Source organism: Arthrobacter sp. CMU6 (assembly GCF_059090205.1).
Genome location: NZ_JBNHFL010000014.1, coordinates 1 through 14,273, shown reverse-complemented (window position 1 = coordinate 14,273; position 14,273 = coordinate 1). Strand labels below are relative to the sequence as shown.

General features: G+C 67.1%; 9 protein-coding genes and 1 pseudogene. 8 read left to right on the top strand and 2 right to left on the bottom strand.

Annotation, left to right across the window (positions count from 1 at the left end; genetic code table 11):
- Nucleotides 1–160 precede the first annotated feature (160 nt).
- The 5 genes from AC5RWD_RS11420 (at nt 161) to AC5RWD_RS11400 (ending at nt 6,257) form a co-directional block, all read left to right on the top strand.
- Entirely contained in the window at nt 161–1,678 is a 1,518-nt protein-coding gene (locus tag AC5RWD_RS11420; protein WP_494020115.1) for a leucyl aminopeptidase, read from the top strand.
- A 242-nt stretch (nt 1,679–1,920) separates the two neighbouring features.
- A complete protein-coding gene (gene lpdA / locus AC5RWD_RS11415; protein ID WP_494020114.1) occupies nt 1,921–3,303 on the top strand; it encodes a dihydrolipoyl dehydrogenase in 1,383 nt (460 codons plus the stop codon).
- Between the two features lie 116 nt (nt 3,304–3,419).
- Nucleotides 3,420–5,135, top strand: coding sequence for a 2-oxoglutarate dehydrogenase, E2 component, dihydrolipoamide succinyltransferase (sucB, locus tag AC5RWD_RS11410; protein WP_494020113.1), 1,716 nt, complete (start codon nt 3,420–3,422; stop codon nt 5,133–5,135).
- A 149-nt stretch (nt 5,136–5,284) separates the two neighbouring features.
- Nucleotides 5,285–5,635 carry a hypothetical protein gene (locus tag AC5RWD_RS11405; protein ID WP_494020112.1) on the top strand — a complete coding sequence of 117 codons (351 nt, stop codon included), beginning with the start codon at nt 5,285–5,287 and terminating at the stop codon, nt 5,633–5,635.
- A gap of 193 nt (nt 5,636–5,828) precedes the next feature.
- A complete protein-coding gene (locus tag AC5RWD_RS11400; protein ID WP_494020111.1) occupies nt 5,829–6,257 on the top strand; it encodes an OsmC family protein in 429 nt (142 codons plus the stop codon).
- Between the two features lie 100 nt (nt 6,258–6,357).
- Here AC5RWD_RS11400 and AC5RWD_RS11395 read toward each other — a convergent pair whose 3' ends face one another.
- On the bottom strand, nt 6,358–9,945 hold the full coding sequence (locus AC5RWD_RS11395) for a S41 family peptidase (RefSeq protein ID WP_494020110.1): 3,588 nt from the start codon (nt 9,943–9,945) through the stop codon (nt 6,358–6,360).
- Nucleotides 9,946–10,018: 73 nt separating this feature from the next.
- Here AC5RWD_RS11395 and AC5RWD_RS11390 point away from each other — a divergent pair, with 73 nt between their 5' ends.
- On the top strand, nt 10,019–10,909 hold the full coding sequence (locus AC5RWD_RS11390) for a TIGR01777 family oxidoreductase (RefSeq protein WP_494020109.1): 891 nt from the start codon (nt 10,019–10,021) through the stop codon (nt 10,907–10,909).
- A gap of 60 nt (nt 10,910–10,969) precedes the next feature.
- Here the strand turns inward: AC5RWD_RS11390 and AC5RWD_RS11385 are convergent, their stop codons facing one another.
- Nucleotides 10,970–12,973, bottom strand: a complete 2,004-nt coding sequence (locus tag AC5RWD_RS11385; protein WP_494020108.1) for a serine/threonine-protein kinase — start codon at nt 12,971–12,973, stop codon at nt 10,970–10,972.
- Nucleotides 12,974–13,181: 208 nt separating this feature from the next.
- Here AC5RWD_RS11385 and lipB point away from each other — a divergent pair, with 208 nt between their 5' ends.
- Both lipB and AC5RWD_RS11375 read left to right on the top strand, forming a co-directional pair.
- The gene (gene lipB, locus AC5RWD_RS11380; protein ID WP_494020107.1) at nt 13,182–13,850 is read left to right on the top strand and encodes a lipoyl(octanoyl) transferase LipB; all 669 of its coding nucleotides are present in this window, start codon (nt 13,182–13,184) and stop codon (nt 13,848–13,850) included.
- Nucleotides 13,847–14,273: pseudogene (locus tag AC5RWD_RS11375) on the top strand (lipoyl synthase); the annotation flags it as partial. The gene lipB and the pseudogene AC5RWD_RS11375, both read left to right, overlap by 4 nt.

Below are 14,273 nucleotides of genomic sequence, written 5' to 3'. Positions count from 1 at the left end.
CGGCGCTCCCCCGCAGTTGCGGAACGGGAGGCTACGATCGGAATTGGCTTCCTTGGAAGCTGGCGCCGCTGCCCTGCGGGGACGGCGGCCGGCACCCGCGAGAGGGCGCCTAGCTGCGCTCCCTGCCCGAACAATCACAGAGAATTGAGGACCGATCCTCGTGGTCAAGAATACTGAAACCAACCTTAGTGTCATTGCAAGGGACCTGAAGAAGGCGGCAAGTGACGCAGTGGTCATCGGCGTCGGACAGGGCGCGGACGGCCCTTTCCTGCTCGAAAACCCGCTGACCGCGAAATCCGTCGAGGCTCTGACCGACTCCCTGAAGGTACTCGGCATAACGGGCGCACCCGACCAGGCGGTGCGCCTTCCCGGGCTTCCGGAAACGGGTTCCGGAATTCTGGTGCTGGCCGGTGTGGGCAAGCTCGACGCCGGGGGGAGGGTTTCGGGCGAGTCGCTGCGCCGCGCTGCCGGATCCGCCGTCCGCCAGCTTGCCGGGCTGTCCTCGGTCACGCTTGCTTTCCCGACGGCGAATGTCGCCGACGTTGCCGCCGTCGCCGAGGGCGCCGCGCTGGGAGCGTACTCGTTCACGGAGTTCCGCTCGTCCAAGGACGGCCTCAAGGACCCCGTGGCCGACGTCGCGATCTTCACTGACCTGGCCGGCGACAAGGAACTGCAGTCGGCACTCGACCGTGCGCGCCTACTGGCCAAGGCTGTCAACGCCACCCGTTCGCTCGTGAACCAGCCGCCGAGCCACCTCTACCCCGAGTCGTTCGCCGACGCCGCCAAGGAACTGTCGAAGGGACTGCCCGTCAAGGTCACTGTGTGGGACGAAAAGCGTCTGGAAAAGGAAGGCTTCGGCGGCATCATGGGCGTCGGCAAGGGCTCCGCCCGACAGCCGCGCCTCGTCAAGGTGGAGTACTCCCCCGCCAAGGCCACCCGGAAAATCGCGCTGGTCGGCAAGGGCATCACGTTTGACACCGGCGGCATCTCCATTAAGCCGGCCCTCGGCATGGGTGACATGAAGAGCGACATGGCGGGCGCCGCCGTCGTGCTTAATACCGTGCTGGCAATCGCAGGCCTGGGGCTGCCCATCAAGGCGACCGCTTGGCTGTGCATCGCCGAGAACATGCCCTCCGGGGCCGCGTCGCGTCCCGCCGACGTGCTGACCATGTTCGGCGGAAAGACCGTAGAGGTCCTCAACACCGACGCCGAAGGCCGGCTGGTCATGGCCGACGGCATTGTCGCAGCCAGCCAGGAGTACCCGGACGCCATCATCGACGTCGCCACCCTGACCGGTGCGCAGCTGATCGCGCTCGGAAACCGGACCGCCGGGATCATGGGTGCGGACAGCGTGACCGGCCCGCTGAAAGCAGCCGCTGACCGTGCCGGCGAGCTCGTCTGGCCCATGCCCCTGCCGGAGGAGCTGCGCCCCAGCCTCGACTCCCAGGTGGCGGACATCGCCAACATCGGTGAGCGCCACGGCGGGATGATGACGGCAGCCGTGTTCCTCCGCGAGTTCGTGGGCAAGGACAGGAACGGCCAGACCATCCCGTGGGCGCACATCGACATCGCTGGCCCGTCCTTCAACAACGGGGCCCCCTACGGCTACACGCCGAAGCAGGGTACGGGCTGCACGGTGCGCACGCTGGTGGCCTACGTCGAGGATCTCCTGGCCTGAGCCGGTGCGCCACGCGGCTGCGTGGCCGGCGTGATCCGCTCGCCACACAGCCGCGTGACACTCGACACAAGCGCTCCACAAAAGCACCGGCAAGGTGGAGCATGGATAAGTGGTTCGCTAAGGTGAACCACGGTAGTCACAAATGAAAGGGAAAAGGCCTGCTGGCATAATCACGGCAGAGCAATTTCCAAGACCAGATGATGCGTACTCTCGTGTCATCGTTCACGCGAGGGAGCGTCTAAGTGGCCGATCAGGCAACTGCGCAAGAATTCGACATCCTGGTACTCGGTGGTGGCAGCGGCGGGTACGCCACGGCTCTCCGGGCCGTTCAGCTTGGCTTCACCGTTGGCCTCGTGGAGAAGGGCAAGCTCGGCGGTACGTGCCTGCACAACGGCTGCATCCCCACCAAGGCACTCCTGCACTCGGCCGAACTGGCCGACCACGCCCGCGATTCCGCGAAGTACGGCGTCAACGTCACGCTTGACAGTATCGACATGAGCGCTGTCAACGCCTACAAAGACGGCATCATCGCCGGCAAGTTCAAGGGCCTCCAGGGCCTGATCAAGTCCAAGGGCATCACCGTCATCGAAGGTGAAGGCAAGCTGCAGGGCACCGACACCGTCGTCGTGAACGGCACTGCCTATAAGGGCAAGAACATCGTCCTCGCCACGGGTTCCTACTCACGCACCCTGCCGGGCCTGGAAATCGGCGGCAAGGTCATAACCTCCGACGAAGCCCTCGTGATGGATACCATCCCCAAGAGCGCCATCATCCTCGGCGGCGGCGTCATCGGCGTCGAGTTCGCTTCCGTCTGGAAGTCGTTCGGCGTGGACGTCACCATCGTTGAAGGCCTCCCCTCCCTCGTCCCCAACGAGGACGCCGCGATCGTCAAGAACTTTGAGCGCGCCTTCAAGAAGCGCGGCATCAAGTTCTCCACCGGTGTCTTCTTCCAGGGTGTCGAGCAGAACGAGAACGGCGTCAAGGTCACCCTCGTTGACGGCAAGACCTTCGAAGCCGACCTCCTCCTTGTGGCCGTGGGCCGCGGACCGGTCACCGCCAACCTCGGCTACGAAGAGGCAGGCCTCACCATCGACCGCGGATTCGTCATCACCAACGAGCGCCTGCACACCGGCGTGGGCAACATCTACGCCCTCGGCGACATCGTCCCCGGCGTCCAGCTCGCGCACCGCGGCTACCAGCAGGGCATCTTCGTCGCCGAAGAAATCGCCGGCCTGAAGCCTGTCATCGTTGAGGACGTCAACATCCCCAAGGTCACCTACTCCGAGCCTGAGATTGCCACTGTGGGCTACACCGAGAAGGCTGCCAAGGAAAAGTTCGGCGACGACCAGGTGGAAACCCAGGAATACAACCTCGCCGGCAACGGCAAGAGCTCCATTCTGGGCACCGGCGGCATCGTCAAGCTGGTCCGCCAGAAGGACGGCCCCGTGGTGGGCGTCCACATGATCGGATCGCGGATCGGCGAGCAGATCGGTGAAGCCCAGCTGATCGTGAACTGGGAAGCCTACCCGGAGGACGTGGCACAGCTGGTGCACGCGCACCCCACCCAGAACGAGGCCCTCGGCGAGGCCCACCTCGCCCTGGCCGGCAAGCCCCTCCACGGCTAATTCGTTCCGCAAGACAACCAGGGCCTGGTGCACCGGCTCGATCAGCAGGGTGCACCAGGCCTGAACAATGCAGCAATTCATCCGCACTTTAGATCAATAAGGAGAACGGGGACGACATGTCTGAATCCGTTAACTTGCCCGCCCTCGGTGAGAGCGTCACCGAAGGAACTGTCACCCGCTGGCTCAAGCAGGTAGGTGACCGGGTAGAGGTGGACGAACCGCTGCTCGAGGTTTCCACCGACAAAGTAGACACTGAAATCCCCTCTCCGATCGCCGGCGTCATCGAGGAAATCCTCGTCGCCGAAGACGAGACCGCCGAAGTAGGCGCCCCCCTGGTCCGCATCGGTGACGGCTCCGGCGGCGGCGCTGCCGAAGCCCCCGCAGCAGCCCCCGCCGAAGAGGCACCGGCTGAAGCACCTGCCGAAGAGGCACCCGCCGCACCCGCCGAAGCGGCACCGGCCCAGGAAGCACCCGCCGCACAGGCCGCACCCGCCTCCTCCGGTGAAAGCCACGAAGTCACCCTGCCGGCCCTGGGTGAGAGCGTCACCGAAGGCACCGTCACCCGCTGGCTGAAGGCTGTTGGCGACTCCGTGGAAGTTGACGAGCCGCTGCTCGAGGTTTCCACCGACAAGGTGGACACCGAAATTCCGTCCCCCGTGGCCGGCACGCTGCAGGAAATCCGCGTCAACGAGGACGAGACCGCCGAGGTTGGCTCTGTCCTCGCCGTCATAGGCTCCGGCGCCGCTGCTCCTGCACCTGCTCCCGAGCAGCCCGCAGCCCCCGCCCCGGAAGCAGCCCCCGCGCCCGCACCGCAGGCAGCACCGGCTCCCCAGGCAGCCCCCGCACCCCAGGCAGCCCCCGCACCGCAGGCTGCGCCAGCACCCCAGGCAGCACCTGCCGCAGGCGCCGAGTCCGGCTACGTCACTCCCCTGGTCCGCAAGCTCGCCAACCAGCACGGCGTGGACATCGCGTCCGTGTCCGGCACGGGCGTTGGCGGCCGCATCCGCAAGCAGGACGTCCTGGCGGCCGCTGAATCCAAGGCAGCTCCGGCAGCCGCAGCACCGGCAGCCCCTGCGGCTTCCGCTGCTCCGTCGGCCGCAGCGTCCTCGCTGCGCGGCACCGTGCAGAAGGCTCCGCGGATCCGCCAGGTTATCGCCCGCCGCATGCGCGAGTCGCTGGATGTCTCCACCCAGCTGACCCAGGTGCATGAAGTGGACATGACCAAGGTGGCCAAGCTGCGCCTCAAGGCCAAGAACTCGTTCCAGGCCCAGAACGGCGTCAAGCTCACCTTCCTGCCCTTCATCGCCAAGGCCGTGGCCGAGGCCCTCAAGCAGCACCCCAAGCTCAACGCGGCGTACGACGAGGACAAGCAGGAGATCACGTACCACAACGCCGAGCACCTGGCGATCGCCGTCGACACTGACAAGGGCCTGCTGGTTCCGGTCATCTCCGACGCCGGCAACCTGAACCTTGCGGGCCTCGCCGGCAAGATCGCCGATGTCGCAGACCGCACCCGCAGCGGCAAGATCGGTCCGGACGAACTGTCCGGCGGTACGTTCAGCATCACCAACATCGGTTCTGTCGGTGCCCTGTTCGACACCCCGATCATCAACCAGCCGCAGGTCGGCATCCTCGGCACCGGTGCGATCGTCAAGCGCCCCGTGGTGGTCCAGGACGAGAACGGTGACGACTCGATCGCCATCCGCTCCATGATGTACCTGTCCCTCACGTACGACCACCGCCTGGTGGACGGTGCGGACGCCGGACGCTTCCTGCAGACGCTGAAGGCCCGCCTCGAAGAAGGCGCGTTCGAAGCGGACCTGGGACTGTAACCAGACAGGCACTAACGACGGCGGTGCGGGCACCGGTGGGTAACCACCGGACGGCCCGGACCGCCGTCGTTTTTTTGGTTACCGAATCGTCTCCAAAGCTCCAGCGGGGCTTACTACGTTGCGTAGAATCATCTGGCTAGACTGGGCGGATGAACATCGTTTACAACATCATGGTCTTCCTGCACATCGTCGGCGCCGCCATGATCGTCGGCATCTGGATCGGCAACATGAAGAAGCCGACTGTCCATCCCCGGCAGTTCGACGGCGCGGCGCTCCAGCTCCTCACCGGCATCGTGATGATGGGCCTGATCCCCGCCCTGGACATGGATGCCAACTACGCCAAGCTGGGCATTAAGTTCGCTGTCGCCCTGGTGGTTGTCGTTCTGGCATTCATCGGCCGCCGCAAGTACAAGAAGGGCGAGCCGATTTCGACCGGCCTGGCCCACAGCGTCGGCGGCCTGGCTCTGCTGAACGTCGCTATCGCCACCCTCTGGCGGTAACCGGAGCCTATAGCCGACGCCGACGGCGGCGCCCCCTCATGCGGGGGCGCCGCCGTCGGCGTTTTGGCGGTCCGGTCATAATCCTCTGACAGCGGACAACCCGTGCACCAGGGGCACCGAATCCATAGGATTGGTAGCGGCGGGGCTTGGGCAGGTGCCGGGTCCCCGGATCGAATCAACGTTGAGGAGTGACATGGCTACAACACGCACCGCGCACACTGTATGGACCGGCAGCCTGACGGAGGGCTCAGGCAACACCACCCTGGACAGCTCGGGCCTCGGCACGTTTGACGTCACCTGGAAGGCCCGCACCGAAGCAGCAGAGGGCAAGACCAGCCCCGAAGAGCTCATCGCCGCGGCACACTCCGCATGCTTCTCCATGGCGTTCAGCCATGAGCTGAGCCAGGCCGGCTTCACCCCTGACGAGGTCAACACCAAGGCAGAGGTTGGCTTCCAGCCCGGCACCGGCATCACCGGCAGCCACCTGACCCTGAACGCCCGCATCCCCGGCATTTCCGAGGAGGATTTCCAGCGCATCGCCGAATCCGCCAAGAAGGGCTGCCCGGTATCCCAGGCCCTGACCGGCATCGAGATCACCCTGGATGCCACGCTGGCCTCCTGACCTTCAAGCACGAAGGCCCTGTTCCCGCTGGTGAATCCAGCAGGGAACAGGGCCTTCGTGCTTTTCCGGAATGCCGCCGGCTTACACCGGCGGCACCCTGCTACGCCTGGCTGTGGCGGCGTGCCGGCAGCGGCTCCGGGCGCAGCCGGCGGTAGCCCTCGCGGGCCGGCGGCCGGTCCGTGGGGAGCTCCTGCACCATCTCCTTCAGCGCCGTGATGCCGGACTCCAGCTGCGGGTCCCGGCGGGCGGCGTATGCGTGTGGCGGGAACGTCACCTCGATGTCAGGAGCCACTCCGTGGTTTTCGACGCTCCAGCCCACGCCGCCGCCGAACCAGGTGGCGTAGCGGGGCTGGGTAACGCCCGTTCCGTCGGCCAGTGTGAAGCGGTTGTCGATGCCGACGACGCCGCCCCAGGTGCGCGTTCCGATCACGGGGCCGATGCCCCGCAGCTTCGAGACCTGCGTGATGATGTCGCCGTCGGAACCGGCAAATTCATCGGCCAGGATGATGACCGGTCCGCGCGGCGCGTGGTGCGGATACGTCCGCGGCTTCTCGCCGCGGGGCATGCTCCAGCCCGTCACCTTCCGCCCGATCAGTTCGGCAACGAGCTGGGAGGTGTGCCCGCCGCGGTTGCGGCGGACGTCCACGATCAGGCCGTCGAGCGCCGTCTCGGTGTCCAGGTCGCGGTGGAGCTGCGCCCAGCCGTTGGCCAGCATGTCCGGAATATGCAGGTAGCCGAATTTGCCGTCGGACGCCTCGCGTACAGTGCGGCGGTTGGCATTCACCCAGTCCTGGTACCGCAGCCGTTCCTCGTCCCTGATGGGGACGACGGCGATCCGGCGCTGGACTCCGGCTGCTGCTCCGTGGCCGGCGCCGTTGCGGATGGTCAGTTCCACTGCCCGGCCGGCCGCGCCCACCAGCTGCATGGCCGGCGTCAGCGTCTCCGTCAGGCGCACGCCGTCGATGGCCAGCAGGACGTCCCCGGCCTTGGCGTCGGCTCCCGGCCGCGTGAGTGGCGAGGTGGCCAGCGGATCCGACGATTCGCCGGCCAGGATGCGCTCGATTTCCCAGCCCTCGCCCGTGAAGGCGAGGTCGGCACCAAGCCGGCCCTGGCCGTTGCTGCCGTTTTCCGTGGCCGCCGCCGGGCGCACGTAGGCGTGCGATGTGCCGAGCTCGCCGTGCAGCTCCCACAGCAGGTCCACCAGGTCGTCATGCGATCCGAGCCGCTGCACGAGCGGACGATAGCGGGCGTGGATTGAGTCCCAGTCCTGGCCAGCCATGTCCTCGGTCCAGAAGAAGTCGCGCTGCAGCCGCCACGCTTCATCGAACGCCTGGCCCCACACGCTCAGCGGATCCATCAGGACGCGGATGCGGGTGAGGTCCACCTTGACCAGCTGGCCGGAATCCTCGTCGGCCTTGGCGTCGGAGGGCACCACGCGGACCTGCTTGTCGTGGACCAGGACCACCTTCCTGCCGTCGCCGGACAGGCGGTAGCGGTCCAGGGCGTCCACGAGGGTGGTGCTCTTGCGCTTGGCCAGGTCGAAGCGGACCAGGCTCGGCGCCGCGTTCTTGTCCTCGAGGCTTGCCCTGCCGTCTCCGGTGACGCCGGCAAGGGCGCTGTCGAGCCACAGCAGGGCGCCGTCGGCGGCGGTCAGCTCCGAGTAGTTGCCCTGCGGAACCGGGACGCTGATGACCCGGTGGGCGAGGCCTTCGGCGTCCACCCGGACGGTGGCCGGTGTGGTCTCGCCTTTGGCGGCTGTGTCGGTCTTGGCTGCGTCGGTCTTGGCCCCGGTGCCATCCTGCTCGCTGGATCCGTCTGCCAGGGCCACGCTGGGGCCGAACGGCGAGGCGGTGTCCGCCGCCAGGGCCACGAGGTAGGGCTTGATCGGGCTGGGGAAGGACAGGTCAAAGGAATGGCCGTCGTAAACCGGATCGAAGCTGCGGTTGGAAAGGAAGGCAAGGAACTTGCCGTCCGGGGAGAACGACGGCGATTCGTCCCGGAAGCGGCCGTCCGTCACCTCCACGATGGCCGGCTCTGCGGCGTTGCTTTCCTTGGCACTGGCCCGGACCAGCCGCAAGCGGCTGCGTGAGCCGAAGGACGTCACCGGTTCGGACCAGGCGAGCCATGCGGAGTCCGGCGACCAGGCGAGATCCTCAATGCTGCCTTCGCCAATGCTGGTGACTGCCGTCAGCGCGCCGTCCTGCGTGTCAGCAATGTACAGGTCGCCAAAGGCGGTTCCGACCGCGATCCAGCGGCCGTCGGGGCTGGCTTCGATGGCGCTGGCGCGCGAAGGCTTGGGGAACCGGACCGGAAGCGTGGTGGATTCGGCGGCAACAATACCGGTTGCCTTGCCGGCGGGTGTTTCGGTTGCTGGCTCCGCAGCGGCGAGGTCGGCCGCAGCGTCGTCCGCCACCGGGTGGGTGGCGCGGGGCCCCGTGACTCCGGCGGCGGAAACCGGCCTGGGCAGTGGCACGGCCGAAGCCACGGCTTCCTGCCGGTCCCCGGCGGGTTCGGTGTCCGGGACGGCGCTGGCAGCGCCGTCGCCCTTGGTTGCTGCCGCGGACTTTGCTGCCCGGACCGCGCCGTCGTGGTCCGCGACCTGGGGGGCGATTTCCTTGATGAACAGGGCCTCGTCGCCGTCGTGGTCTGCCACGTAGGCAATACGGCCGTCGGGAAGAGGACGCGGCAGGCGGGCGCGGACGCCCGCCGTCGCCTCCACAACGCGGGACGGCCCGTCCTTGTGCCGCAGCCAGTGGACTGTCCCGTGCGCCTCCACGGCGCTTGCTTCCCCTGTGGTGTCCGGCCGGACGTCACCCAGGTGCCTGGCGACCTTGAGGAGCGAGGGACGGCGGCCCTGGGAGGCCGATCCGAGCGTTACCTCCAACCGCACGGCCTCGGAACCGAGGTCGTGCAGAAGCCAGAGCTCACCGGCCGATTCGAAGATCACGCGCTTTCCGTCGGTGGAGGCGTGGCGGACGTAGAAGTCCTCGTGGTCGGTGTGGCGCCGCAGGTCCCCGCCGGCGGGCAGGACCGAGTAGAGGTTGCCGTAGCCTTCGTGGTCGGAGAGGAAGGCGATGCGCCCGTCCACCCACATGGGATCGGCGAGGTTGCCGTCCAGTTCCGGCAGGAGGCGCTCAAACTCACCGTTTCCGTCGGTGTCAATCCAGAGCTTTCCGGCGGTTCCGCCACGGTAGCGCTTCCACCAGGCCGGTTCGCGGGACAGCACACTGCCCACCACAACGGGCTTTTCATCCCCGAGTTCCGGGCCGAAGGCCACGGACTCGACCGGTCCCAGCGGGAGCTCCTCTGCCCAGCCCCCTTCGGTGGACAGCCGGTAGGCGTGCGTGTGGCGGCTCTCGGCCTGGCGGAACGCGCTGGTGACCACGATGTCCCCGGCAGGAGTAAAGCCCTTGACCCGGGTGGTGCTGTGTCCGAAGAAGGTCAGCTGGCGGTATCCCCCGCCGTCCACATCAGCGATGACCACCTCGGGAGCAGTCCCCTGTACAACCGTCCAGACCAGCTTCTTGCCGTCCGGCGTAAAGCGCGGGTTGCGGGCCGGCAGCTGGAGCGAGGAAACACGCCAGGCGCGGCCGCCGGTGAGGGGGGCAATCCAGACATCGTCCTCGGCCACAAACGTGACCAGATCGCCGTGAACATGAGGGAACCGGAGGTAACTCGAAGAGGTCATCGTTCGATCATAGTCAACGTGACATGAGCCATCGGGGAGGTGCCCTGCCGTGCCGGGCATGGTGAGATGGATCATGCGCATCGTCATGGCCGGCGCCTCCGGGCTCATCGGAACTGCACTCTCCTCCCGCCTCGCCTCCGACGGGCACGACGTCGTCAGGCTGGTCAGGCGGCCGCCGTCGTCGCCGTCGGAGATCCCCTGGGATCCCACCGGGACACTGGAGCCGGGCCGCCTTGAGGGCGCCGACGCCGTCATCAATCTGTCGGGCGCCAACATCGGCGCCAGGCCATGGACACCGCACCGGATCGATGAGCTGTTCAGGTCGCGCCTCGATCCCACGCGGACTCTTGCCTCGGCAATCCGCCGCCTTGATTCTCCGCCCCGGACCTTCATCAGCCAGTCCGGGGCCGGCTACTACGGCGACGCCGGGCACGCCATGCTGACCGAGGAATCCCCCGCCGGGCAGGGGATCATGGCCCGCATCTGCGTCGAATGGGAAGCTGCAGCCCACGAGGCCCCGTCCGGAGTCCGGGTTGTGACCCCGAGGACCGCGGTGGTGCTGAGCAGGTCAGGTGGCGCCATGGGACGCCTGCTGCCTCTGCTGCGGGCAGGCGTTGGTGGTCCGCTGGGGAACGGCCGGCAGTACTGGCCATGGATTACGCTCCCCGACCTCACCTCCGCGTTCGGATTCCTCCTCACCTCCGGGAACTCGGGCCCCGTGAATGTAGCGGCGCCGGAAGCCGCCGACGTCAACACGCTCGTGGCCGGGCTGGCACGGGCCCTTCACCGCCCCGCCCTGTTGCGTGCGCCGGCCCCGGCGCTGCGCCTCGTGATGGGCAAGCTGGCCGATGAACTCCTGCTCGCCAGCCAACGGATCGAGCCGGCGCTGCTCCGGGACAGCGGGTTCACCTGGGAGCATCCATCGGTGGCGCTTGCCGCCGCATGGGTCGCCGGCGACAAGTAGCCGCTGTTCGGTTCTGTTGGTGCTCAGGGCTGCTGTTGGTGTTCAGTCCGCTAATGACGGTCAGTCCGCCGGAAGGATGTCCGCGATGCGCCAGCGTCCCTCAGCCTGGACCAGGACGAGCCGCAGTCTAATGTCCTGCTGCCGCGCCCCGGTGGCCACGACGGCGCCTTCAGGCGACCGCTCCTCATAGGCCGACGTCGATGACGTCACTGCCACCACCGCCCTCGCGGGCGTACTTCCGGGCAGGCGGCGCACGCCGGAGAGGCTTGTGGTGAACCCAGCCAGCACTGTCCCGGATTTCTCCAGCCCGGCCCGGATCCGGCCATCCGCAGCATGAGCTGGGGTGTCCGGGGCATTCACATCGTCGAGCAAGTCCAGCCTGCCCTCGCGCAGCGCCAGTGAACGCAGCAGCGCCAATCCAAGGACTGCCTCCACAGGGTCCTTCGCCGCGAGCCGCCGCTCGACGTCACTCGGCAGGCGGGCCTCCTGGCCGGACTCCTGCGCCGCTTGGCCGGACTCCTGCGCTGCTTCGCCTGATTCCTGCACCGCCCCGGGCAACCCCAGAAGCACGGCTCCGGCAAGCACCACTGCAGTGAACACGCCCCCTGCCGCGGCCAGGCGGCGGCCGCCGCCCGCGCCGGTTCCGCCCACGCTTCGGACCCGAGTCGGCAGCGCACTGGAGGCCGCGAGGTCCGCGGTACGCCTGTGCGTTGTTTGCCTGCCTGTTCCCTGCGTATCTGGGGATCGCCTGTCCGCCCTGTGCCTGACCGCGTGGCTTGTATCCGCGGAGCGGTGCCCGTCAGCCGCGTGCCTGGCCGCATTGCCAACAGCCTCATGCCCGACCGCCGCGTGCCTGGCCGCATGATTGACCGCGTCGTGCCTAAGCAACCTGTGCCTGGTGGCGGGAGCGACCTCCGCTTGCCTGACCCCGCTACCCCTGACAGTCAGTTGCGGTTGCGACAACGCCTGGGCCGCTGGTGCCGCACGCGATGCCAGCCGGCGCGCGACCCCCGCCCATCCGGCAGTCTTCAGCCGCCTTTCCCAGGCAAGCAGGCGCTTGCGCAGGTGCCCCTCCGGCGTCGGGAGCGGCCCGCGCGTCAGCAACTCGGGCAGGACCGTGCAATGCACGGAGCGGGACAGATCCAGCGGAACAGCCGCCGCGCTGCGGTACACCGCGGTGGCAAACGCGCCGGCGGCGGGACGCTGCCGCCGGTCGTCGTTGAGCCCCGCCTCCAGCACCGCCGCCAGTTCGGCCGGCACGTCCGGCACAAGCAGGGAGAGCGGTGGCCTGGCCGCCGACAGCGGAGGGGGCTGTCCGGTGAGGCAGTACCAGCCCAGCGCGGCGGCTCCATAGACGTCGCGTTCCGGCTGGAGTCCGGCCCGGACTGCGTCCACCGGAGCCGGATCCGCAAAGCCGACGGTGTGCTGGTCAGGGACGGCGGAAGCGTCCCCCACCATCCGGGCCACGCCGAGGTCGGCCAGCAGTGGTTTTCCGTGGGCGGTGAAGAGTACGTTGCCGGGTGCGACGTCGGAGTGGGTGAAGCCCTTGCCATGCAGGTAGCCCAGGACCTGCGCGATCGGGGTCAGCACCGTGACCGTCTCGCCGACGCTCAGCGTGCCCCTTGCCGTGACTAGCTCCTGGAGCGAACCCCCGGCCGCGTAGTCCATCAGGAGACCAAAGCTGCCCCCGCCAGCTTCGTCGGTCCTGACCACCCCGTAGGCCTTCGCCAGGTGCTCGTGGTCCAGCACCGACATGACCAGCAGTTCACGGCGGACATCCTCCTCCCGCGGTGCGGCAAGGTGCGCATCCACAGTTCCAGGCTCAGTCACGTCGGTTACAGCGCTGCCCCACGGCCGGCCGAAGCATTTCAGGGCAAACTTCACGCCGGTGGAGTCCTGCGAAACCAGCCATACTTCGGCACTGCCGCCTTGGCCCAGCCGCCGGCACAGCGAATAGCCCGAGACGGCGGGCGCTCCCCCGGCTGAACCGTGCGTATTCGTGCTGCTGCTGCGTTCCGTGCTGCACCCTTCCAGGCTGCGCAGTTCCAAACTGTGGCTTTCCAAGCCGCGATTGTCCAAGCTGTAGTTTTCCAAGCTGTGCTGGTCCATGGCTTAAGGAGTACCTGAAACCGGCACTTCCTGCAGAAGTTATCCACAGGCAGGCCTCTGCGGTCAGCCATCATCGGGAATGGCGCAGAATGTGACCGCAGAGGCATGAGAGCTTGGGCACACCTATCCGGCAGGACGGCGGCTGAGGTCTAAGCTGGAACGCATGACTCTTGAGTTCACAACGCTCGGTCTTGCCCCGGATTTCGTCGATTACAGCCACGCCTGGGACATCCAGCGCGAAATCCATGAAAATGTCCTGGCCGGCAAGGCCCCCAGCACGGTACTCCTCCTGGAACATGCCGCCGTCTACACGGCCGGAAAGCTAACGGAGGATCACGAGCGGCCCTTCGACGGCACCCCTGTCGTTCCCGTGGACCGCGGCGGCAAGCTCACCTGGCACGGTCCGGGCCAGCTCATCGGATATCCGATTATCAAGCTGAAGAACAAAGCCGGCATCCGGGACTACGTTGAACGTCTGGAGGCCGTGATCATCGCAGTGCTCGCGGATCATGACATCAAAGCAGTCCGGATCAAGGGGCGCGCAGGTGTCTGGATCGACGAGGATGCCAAGGGCCCGGCCCGCAAGATTGCCGCTATCGGCATCAGGGTAAGCCAGGGCGTGACCATGCACGGCTTCGCCATTAACTGCAACAACGACCTCGCACCATATGGCCAGATCATCGCCTGCGGGATCACCGATGCGGGTGTGACTACGATCGCCCAGGAAACGGGCCGCGATGTGTCCCCGGCCGATCTCGTTTCGCGGATCATCGAAGAACTGCGCAACAATGAAGACGCCCTAGTTGCAACCCCCGAAGGAGCTCTCCTGTGACACTGGCACCAGAAGGCCGGAAAATGCTGCGGATCGAGCAGCGCAATGCGGCCACCCCGGTGGAACGCAAACCGGACTGGATCAAGGCCAAGGTCCAGATGGGCCCGGAATTCGTCCAGCTGAAGAATCTGGTCAAGAAGGAAGGCCTGCACACCGTCTGCGAAGAGGCCGGCTGCCCCAACATCTTCGAATGCTGGGAAGACAAGGAAGCCACCTTCCTGATCGGCGGCTCCGAATGCACCCGCCGCTGCGACTTCTGCCAGATCGACACCGGCAAACCCTCCCCCGTGGACAGGTTCGAACCCACCAAGGTGGCCCGCTCCGTCCAGGCCATGGCCCTGCGCTACGCCACCGTCACCGGCGTCGCCCGTGACGACCTCGAGGACGAAGGCGTCTGGCTCTACGCCGAAACGGTCCGCAAGA

What these genes read in the sequence shown, in the direction of transcription:
- sucB (WP_494020113.1), top strand. Translation starts at nt 3,420, where the DNA reads ATGTCTGAATCCGTTAACTTGCCCGCCCTCGGTGAGAGCGTCACCGAA.
- AC5RWD_RS11405 (WP_494020112.1), top strand. Translation starts at nt 5,285, where the DNA reads ATGAACATCGTTTACAACATCATGGTCTTCCTGCACATCGTCGGCGCC.
- AC5RWD_RS11400 (WP_494020111.1), top strand. Translation starts at nt 5,829, where the DNA reads ATGGCTACAACACGCACCGCGCACACTGTATGGACCGGCAGCCTGACG.
- AC5RWD_RS11395 (WP_494020110.1), bottom strand. Translation starts at nt 9,945, where the DNA reads ATGACCTCTTCGAGTTACCTCCGGTTCCCTCATGTTCACGGCGATCTG.
- AC5RWD_RS11390 (WP_494020109.1), top strand. Translation starts at nt 10,019, where the DNA reads ATGCGCATCGTCATGGCCGGCGCCTCCGGGCTCATCGGAACTGCACTC.
- lipB (WP_494020107.1), top strand. Translation starts at nt 13,182, where the DNA reads ATGACTCTTGAGTTCACAACGCTCGGTCTTGCCCCGGATTTCGTCGAT.